The organism is Vibrio sp. 10N.247.310.17, assembly GCF_041466605.1.
In the GTDB taxonomy this organism is placed as follows: domain Bacteria; phylum Pseudomonadota; class Gammaproteobacteria; order Enterobacterales; family Vibrionaceae; genus Vibrio; species Vibrio tasmaniensis_A.
The window spans coordinates 1-8,360 of record NZ_JBFSTC010000139.1 but is presented as its reverse complement, the minus strand read 5'-3'; the positions used below and the strand labels follow the sequence as shown (position 1 = coordinate 8,360).

3 protein-coding genes and 1 pseudogene are annotated in these 8,360 nt (G+C 43.6%); 1 reads left to right on the top strand and 3 read right to left on the bottom strand.

The window, feature by feature from the left end:
- Positions 1 to 149: 149 nt before the first annotated feature.
- The gene (locus AB6D80_RS23360; protein WP_029225556.1) at positions 150 to 1,325 is read right to left on the bottom strand and encodes an MFS transporter; all 1,176 of its coding nucleotides are present in this window, start codon (positions 1,323 to 1,325) and stop codon (positions 150 to 152) included.
- A gap of 297 nt (positions 1,326 to 1,622) precedes the next feature.
- Between AB6D80_RS23360 and AB6D80_RS23355 the strand changes: the two genes are divergently transcribed.
- On the top strand, positions 1,623 to 2,513 hold the full coding sequence (locus AB6D80_RS23355; protein ID WP_009844857.1) for a LysR family transcriptional regulator: 891 nt from the start codon (positions 1,623 to 1,625) through the stop codon (positions 2,511 to 2,513).
- Between the two features lie 94 nt (positions 2,514 to 2,607).
- Here the strand turns inward: AB6D80_RS23355 and AB6D80_RS23350 are convergent, their stop codons facing one another.
- Complete coding sequence (locus AB6D80_RS23350; RefSeq protein WP_372189748.1) at positions 2,608 to 7,578, bottom strand: ATP-binding protein; 4,971 nt, start codon at positions 7,576 to 7,578, stop codon at positions 2,608 to 2,610.
- Positions 7,571 to 8,308: pseudogene (locus AB6D80_RS23345) on the bottom strand (HD-GYP domain-containing protein); the annotation flags it as partial. The gene AB6D80_RS23350 and the pseudogene AB6D80_RS23345, both read right to left, overlap by 8 nt.
- Positions 8,309 to 8,360 lie beyond the last annotated feature (52 nt).

Below are 8,360 nucleotides of genomic sequence, written 5' to 3'. Positions count from 1 at the left end.
GGGGATTATCTGCTAACTGCAAGATCGTTCAAGTCTTCTTAAACGATCGGCATTATACCGATTCGGTAGGGCTTTTTATTGGTCGCAATTTAAGATACTAGGGGTTTAGTCACAGTAAAAAACTTGCTGAACCACCATTCGACGAACCATTACACGGGCTGCTTTTGAATGCGTGATTTACGCGCACTGAATGCAAACAACAAAATTACGGCCAAAACGAATGGTAATACGTAGAGATTAAGGTTCTGCCACCCTGCTGTTGACTCCAACCAACCAGACAGTAGCGCCGTGACAGTCACACAACCAAACACAACAAATTCATTGAACGCTTGTGCCTTAGCTTTGTTTTGAGCTTGATACGACTGGCTGAATAAACCTGTTGCAGCGATGAACATAAAGTTCCAACCCACACCAAGCACGACCAAAGCCGCCCTGAAGTGCCAAATTGATACGCCATGGATATTGATGGCAATACTCACCACAAATAACACACCACCCGCAAGGATCATCATTCTTGAGCCGAACTTCTCGATGAGGGAACCCGTAAAGAATGCAGGTACAAACATACCCAATACGTGCCACTCAATGACACCAGCGGCCTTAGTAAAATCGAATCCGCAACCAATCATCGCCAATGGCGTTGCCGTCATCAAAATGTTCATTACTGCGTAAGCAACCATGGCCGCAAACACAGCGCCAATAAAGTTCGGCGCTTTAACGATCACACTTAAAGGGTCGGCTTTGGGAGCCTGTCTATTAAAAGAGACCTTAGGAAACTGAATGGTTTGTAACAAGGCTAAAGCTAAGATGTTTAGGCCGATCAGCGAAGCAAAAGCACCGATGTACAAGCCATCTGCTGACCATTGTTGAGACATGATCGCTAAGTTAGGCCCAAGTACCGCCGCCAATACTCCACCAGCCATTGATATTGAAATCGCACGGTGGCGTGCATTTTCGTCACACACTTCGATAGCCGCGAAACGATAAAGCGTACCAAAACCAATACCTATCCCAAGCAAAAATGTGGCGAAACAAAACAGATAGAAATGTTGCTGAGATAAAGCGTAAGTTGCAAGGCTCGCCCCTGTAATGCCAACCACATTACCAATACTGAACCCTCGTTTTCGTCCTAATTTTCCTGAAATTAAAGATGCAGGAATAGTGGCTGCCATTAAGCCTAAAAACTGCAACGCAACAGGCAAAGTAATCATGCTGACACTGGGTGCAATCTGTTTGCCTATCAAGCCAATCACTGAGATCAGTAATATGTTGCCCGTCATCAACAAGGCCTGACACAGTGAGAGCAGCCAAACATTTCTATTCATCTTCGTTCCTAAATATGAGCACAGTTAGTTACTAGACCAAAAATCCAACAAAGTCGCAACACTTTGTTACGTGTGATGAATTCACATAAATGACCATTCTCTTAATACCTCGAACAATATTCCACCAAAGATGCTTTGATCTTCGTTGCTTTAAGCTCTAGAGTTGAAGTTATCATTACTTAAGATAATAATAATTTTTTGTTATTCAGAAGCTTTGTTGTTTATAGGCTTTATTATTTAGAGGCTCTGTTACTTATAAGCCTTTTTATCCATAGGCGTTAGCATTTAAAGGTGAGTATGATTAATCCACTTTGGCTCAATACATTTAAGACTCTGGTTGAAGTTGGTCATTTCACCCAAACTGCAGAAAAGCTGTATATGACACAGCCTGGCGTTAGCCAACACATCAAAAAGCTTGAGCAAGCTTGTAACTGTGACTTGTTATCGAGAGAAAATAAGAGTTTCGAACTGACCGAACAAGGTCGGATTATGTATCGCTACGCTCTTAAACTGGAAAAAGACCAAGAAGATTTATTCGAATCTCTGAGTTTCGACAATCCTTATTCTGGGCAATGTCATCTATCCTGTTCGGGTTCACTCTCTTTGCGTCTGTATCCCAAGCTTCTTGAACTGCAGCAGCAACATCAAGACCTGAGCATCAACCTAGAAGCGGCACCGAACAAAAAGATATTGAACGACCTAATCCAAGGCACCACCGATATTGGAATCGTAAGACATTCACCCAATGACAGCTATTATCAGAGCCAAGTTATTGGTAATGAGGCGCTGTGCTTAATCGTCCATCATAGTCTTGCTGACTTAGAGATTACCCCTGAAGCTCTGCACAATATCGGCCTCATAGCCCATCCAGACTCTGCTCATTACCTGTCTTTGTATTTTGACCTATGCGGAGATAAAGATTTAGCGAACATCAACATCAATGAGATCCCGAAGTCTGGCTACATTAATCAACTCCACCAAATTCTATTACCCGTATCAAAAGGGCTTGGGTTCACCGTGTTACCCGCAGGGGCTGTCGAAAACTTTCCAGACAAAGAGAAGTTGCATGTTGTGCCACCTAAAGTGAAGGTTGAAGAAACACTGTATTTGGTTCAGAAAAGAAATCGAAAACTGCCGCACAGATACAACACCCTTATCGATCTAATCAAACAACACGTCAGTAATTAATCCGAGACACAGAAAGAAGTAAAGCCTTTAGCTAGTTCGTTATTTCGCAGCAAGAGCTAAAGGCTTTAATGTTGGAGTGATGTTCAAAAGACAGCTACTCAGAAGCACTCAGAACCTCTTTGGCTCGTTCAAAGTCGTAATTATCTAACGCACTTTGGACATCTTTAAGAACTGCTGAATGTGGATACTGTGCCAGTAATTCAGTCACGTATTGGGTCGCATCGTTATCATAAGCATCCAACAGCGAATACAACTTAGCACGCTGCTCTTGAGTGATATTAGGCGAATTCGATGCATCAGCGCTTCTCACCTCAGTTTCTTGAGTACATGCCGTTTCAACACCTTGAGCACCAGAGCCATCAAAGCTGCTCTCTAACGTTTTGATCAATTCGATTAACCCAAGCTCAGCTTGTTTAAGATCCTGCTCATCACACGCCTTGTTGTGAGCTTTGTTTTCAAGACCACCGAGTTGTTCAGCCAATTGCAACCCGCCAATAGAAGCCGCCATGCTTTTTAACGTATGTAGGTTCCGCTCTAACGTCACCCATTCATCTTGCACTAGGTTGTCGAAGGTATCCGACATAATGTCAGGCGCCCCTTGGCAGAATCTACCAAGCATCTTCTCTTGCAGCTTCACATCATGATGAGTCAGCTGACCGAACCTTGGCAATGAGAAAACAGGGAGAACCATCAGAGTATCAGAGCTTAATGTCGGACTATTAGAGCTGCTATTTTGCATCCTAACTAAAGGCGACTCTGATGACGCTTTACCCTCAACCAAAACCTCTGGCACGATGTATTTCGTAATCAAAGAGGTGGCTTTATCGATGATAATGGGCTTATCCAAGAAGTCCGTGACTCCAGCCTCTCGCGCTCGCTGTTTCGCATCAGCAAACACATTGGCCGACATCGCAATAATTGGTACATCTTTATCAAACTCACGAATCAAACGTGTAGCCTCGAAACCATCCATAATCGGCATTTGCAGATCCATAAAGATCATCTCATATTCATTGTTTTGAGCTAATTCCAATGCCTCTTTTCCATTCTCTGCCAAGTCGGCATTCAAATTAGATCGGGTGAAGAATGCCAAAGCTAAATCTTGATTTAACTCATTATCTTCAACGAGCAATACCCTTTGACCTTTGAACTCTATCTGGTAATCCAGTTGCAGCTCTTGGGCTTTAAACTCTGCCAATTCTTCAACGCTTGATCTTGGCAATGTTAGAACAAACGAAAACTCACTGCCTTGCCCGAAAACACTCCCAACACTAATTTGGCCACCCATTGCACGAACCAATTTCTGACTAATATTGAGTCCTAACCCTGTACCGCCAAACCGACGTGTTGTAGTGGTATCCGCTTGGCTAAAGGCTTCAAACAGCTTGTGACGGTTCTCATCCGAGATGCCTATCCCGGTATCCATCACACTCACTTTCATGGTTAGGCTGCTATCGTTCGAGTCAAGATGCTCCACCGTTAACGCTACGCTGCCTTTTTCCGTAAACTTAGTCGCGTTGCCCACAAGGTTGAGTATGACTTGGAACAACCTCAAGGGATCGCCTTGTAATGGCGTGTCTAATTCTGGGTCGATGACCATCGACAAATTGAGTTGTTTCTCAGCCGCTTTCGACTCCATCAACTCAATCACATCTTTAAAGGTCGTTGCGGGATCAAATGGGATGCTATCAATGGCAAGCTGTCCCGCCTCTATCTTAGAGAAGTCGAGGATGTCATTAATGATGCTTAACAGTGAATGCCCCGAACGGTGCACTTTCTCAATATAGTTTCGAGCAACAGGATTAGATATTTCGCCAATCGCCAGATAAGACAAACCAATTATTGCGTTCATTGGCGTTCTAATTTCGTGACTCATATTGGCTAAGAATTCCGATTTAGCTTGGCTAGCCAGATCGGCTCTCTGTTTCTCTTCTTCAAGTTGTTCGTTTAGGCGTTTCATTTCTGAAATATCGAATGCCCAAAATAGTGTTGCTATCTCGCCATCTAGCTCAAACAAATAATAGCTGACGAGCGCGACGAAACGGGTTCCGTCAGACTTTCTTAGCACCAACTCTCTGTTTACCACCTTTCCATTGAGATTAAGCTCCTTATGTACATCGTCCCGAACGGCTAAGGAATCATGAATAGCAGCCGCATCGATAGAATCAAGATCCAGATCTTCAACCCCAAACAGGCGTTTCGCAGTATCGTTGGCATAGCGAACCTTCTCTTCTAACACAACACTAGCGGCGATTGGAGAGCTATTTAGCATGTTGTAGAGTTGGTTCTGCGCCTTTTCTAGAGCTTCGGTCGCTTCCTTAGCAATAATGATCTGCTTAGTTAATTTACGATTCCAAAAAATAATAAGAAGAAGGATCACCAGAGAAAAAACCGAAATGGTGTAAACCAATTGATAGTCAACTCTTTCTATCGCTTTAGGCGCCGCCCATTTTGCTGAGATCTTTTGACGTTCTTCAGCAGAAATGCTCTCAATTGCCTTATTCACAATGGAATAGAGCAAAGGTTCAGACTTAATGACGTGTAAAGTTGGAGAACGGAAAAAATCAAGTCGTCCGATAATTCCGACCTCACGATGACCATATGAATCAATGAGATAGTTTAGGACTTCGACAGTATCGATCATGCCATCTAGGGTTTCATCATCCAGTCGGTTAAGCCCATCTTCAGTGGATTCGACTTTCACCCATTCAATATTCGGATATTTCTCGACAATCGCGTCGGTATTTGCTGCGTTCTTCAAGATACCGATTTTCCATCCTTCAGCTTCCTCAAGCACCAAGCTACTAATGTCTCGTCTCGATCCAATAGCTAAACGGCTTGAAAACCGGCTCTTGACAGCTTTGACGTTGTCTCCTAACGAACGGTTCTCTTGAGCTGCGGAGACCAGTTCTACTTCATGATGATCAACCAAGCTACGGGTCTCTGACCAACTTGCAACGTCTACATGGTTGATACTTAACCCTGTTTTCTGCTCAATGAGCGTTAGATAATCGTCAATTATACCGATGTATTCACCGGTATTAGATACCGCCTCATAAGGCAATGAGTTCGGATCGATACCTATCCGAACATCCGGATTATCTTTGATCCACGCCCTCTCTTTTTGGCTTAGATTTAAGATCTCTCCAGTCAAGTTACTCGCTTGATAAACATCCGCAATATAGCGTTTCGCCGCATCTCCAAATGAACTAAATTGTTCGACCGATGGAAAATAAACATGGTTCCGCTCTAACGACTGAACATCAAAGTAGAAAGTCATCGAGCCAGAATTGATGCTCCCTCCTTTGGTTCGATAATTTGCCACCTTGGTGACAGACGAAAAATGAGAGGTGTTTTTCGTCTCTCCATATTCATCAACTAGGTTGCCAATGTACCAAGATTTAATTGGGCGATTGTTATTATCCGCTTGCGCGGTGATTACCTGAAATGAACTGTCCGTATCGAAAATTTCAAAAACTTCGGTTAACTCTTCAAAGCGGTCATTGACGATAAAATAGGCGGATATTTGAGCTATGATATTCGCCTTTTTAAGCACTTGGCTCAAATCATTCTGAACCTGCATCTCGATAATTTGGCTTAAACCGTCATCGGCCTGTTTAAGTTTTCTAATCGCGGCATTGAAACTGTCTCTGATTTCCTCACTCTTAAAGTCAACATAGATCGGATACTCAACTTTATACTCGTCATGTAGCGTTAGCTCTGCCATTTCAATAAAACGAGTATTGGTGATAAACCACTCCAGAACCCTTCGTTCAACCATTAACAAGTCAACATTTTGAGCCCTCAACTGTGAAAATGCTGATTCAAGACCTTCGTAATCTTCGACACGACCAATGTCTAACATACCCTTCAGTACTTCAACAGAATTTTTAATTGGTGAGGTCTCGTCGAACAATAACGCACCTAGAGATAAGTCGTTTTGGGATTGAAGTTTGAGCTTGCGGCGAGTCAATGAAACAGGAACAAACTCAACATTAAGAACGTTATCACTTAGGAAATGCGCATTAGGATCATCAAACTGAACGCCAGAAACAAAGGCAATAGAATTATTGTTATCGATGGCCTTTTTAGCGGCACTAGGAGGAAGAGTGACAACGTCACCCAGCTTATACCCCATATCATTAAGAGCACGTTGAATAATGTCGTGTTCTAGCCCGACCGCGGTGCTGTCTGGATACATATACGGAGGATTACCAAAGCCAAATACGCCTTTTAGTGGAACTCGATAAGGAGAGGTATCTAGCCACTTTGATAAAATCTGGTTCTTATTTGCAACGTCAAAAGTTTCAATTTGTTTGTTGATTAGCGTCAGTAGCTCTGGTTCGTCATTTCGAATCACCATCGACGCTTCTAACTTTTTCCAATGCTCCAAAACATAGTTGACCGCTAGACCATGAACGCCAATCTTTTTCGCAAGATCCATAGTGGTGATAGGTTCACCGACCATGCCTTCAACATCACCAGACCCTAACGCACGCACCGCATCAATAACATTCTCAAAATCGACTCTTTCGATAGAGCTCAACCTCACTCCTGCACGCTCCAAGTCTATGTTTTCATTTACCATCGCAATGCGGCGTTTATTATTTTGATCTAGGTTTCCATCGAGTTTTTTGTCGATAGGGACTATCACAGCCACCTGATAAGGAATATAGGGATCACTTGCAAGAAAACGTCCACCTTCACTTGGGTCGAACTGTTGGAATGGGAACACGTCGCCTCGCCCATCGACTAACGCCGCTTTGGCCTCGACGCGCGAGTTAACTGTGATAAACCGAACATGGACACCAAAACGCTGTTCAAGATCCAATGTCCAATCTTTGATGATCCCAGAAACCAGCCCGTCGTCATCGATGAATGAGTACGGGTAATGGTCGGAAAGCGCAATAAATGTGATGGTCGGTTGGTTTTCCAACCACTGGTTTAACTTAGCATCGGTCACTTCAGCCGCGTTTACACTGCGAATGACTAGTGACCACACCAATAAGCCAATGATAAGAGATAATACAAAACGATTTAGTGACAACATCAAGCCATCACTCATCGCTAAACTCCTCTTTAATCGCAAGAATCTCGGGCAACTTAAGAAAGAACAGATCAACGATAGTTGGATCAAAATGTTTGCCTTTCTGTTCTTCAAACAAGCTCAGTGCCTCATCGACACTCCAAGCCTTCTTATAAGGACGCTCTGCTGTCAGGGCATCAAACACATCAGCCACCGCAGCGATTCTTCCTACCAAAGGAATTTCTTCACCCGCGATCTGGTTTGGGTAACCGCTGCCATCCCATTTCTCATGATGATATTGCGCCACCTGAATCGCCATACGCATCAGTTTGGAATCACTCTGCCTACCAAGAATTTCAACACCGTACTCGACGTGTTTCTGCATGGTATTCCACTCACCGGCATCCAACTTACCAGGCTTTAGCAGCACACTATCGGGAATGCCAATCTTGCCAATATCATGCATTGGTGCTGCATCACGCAACGTCTCGGCATCTTCGTCAGTCATTCCCAAGGCTTTAGCTAGCACTTCACAGTAGTGACTCATACGCTTAACGTGCATGCCTGTTTCATTGTCTTTAAATTCAGCAGCTCTACCCAGTATGTTCAGTGTTTCTAGCTTACCGAGATTGATCTCTTGAGTTTTCTCTTTTACCTGACTAAACAACGCGCGTTGTTGGTCATAAAGTGCGATATGCGTTTTCACACGCTGGAGTGCAATAGCAGGGGTTATCGGTTTGGTTAGGTAATCTACAGCCCCCAAGGAGAGTAATGCCGTTCACTTAAGAGTGAACGGCATTTTTGTTCTTAGCATACCGTTG